Annotated in this window: 1 pseudogene; it reads right to left on the bottom strand. The window is 47.3% G+C overall.

The features are described 5' to 3' along the window. Positions 1 to 484: pseudogene (locus ACTHUM_RS19190) on the bottom strand (efflux RND transporter permease subunit); the annotation flags it as partial.

Raw genomic sequence — 484 nt, 5'->3', positions numbered from 1 at the left:
GAATCGGTTTGAGCATGGTGGCACACAATGCCGGAGTCAGCGTCAAGGCAAGGAATGCGGAGAAACCGATAGATGCCGCCATGGTCAAGGCAAACTGTTTGTAAATGTTACCGGTTGCACCGCTAAACATTGCCAGCGGCACAAATACGGACATCAACACGGCAGTAATACCGATAACCGCACCGGAAATCTGACCCATCGCTTTTTTGGTGGCAGCCTTAGGCGACAGACCTTCGCTCGCCATAATACGCTCAACGTTTTCAACGACCACAATTGCGTCATCGACCACAATGTCGATCGCCAATACCATCGCAAACATATTCAATACGTTAAGCGACATACCCATGTATTAGATAAAGGCAAGACCGCCCAACATGGAAATCGGTACAACAATGGTCGGAATCAGCGTATATCAGATGTTTTGCAGTAAGAGATACATCATTAGGAATACCAATACGATGGCTTCCAAGAGCGTATAGATCAC

It is taken from the genome of Neisseria sp. P0021.S006 (assembly GCF_051956895.1).
This window is presented reverse-complemented; position numbering and strand designations above follow the sequence as displayed.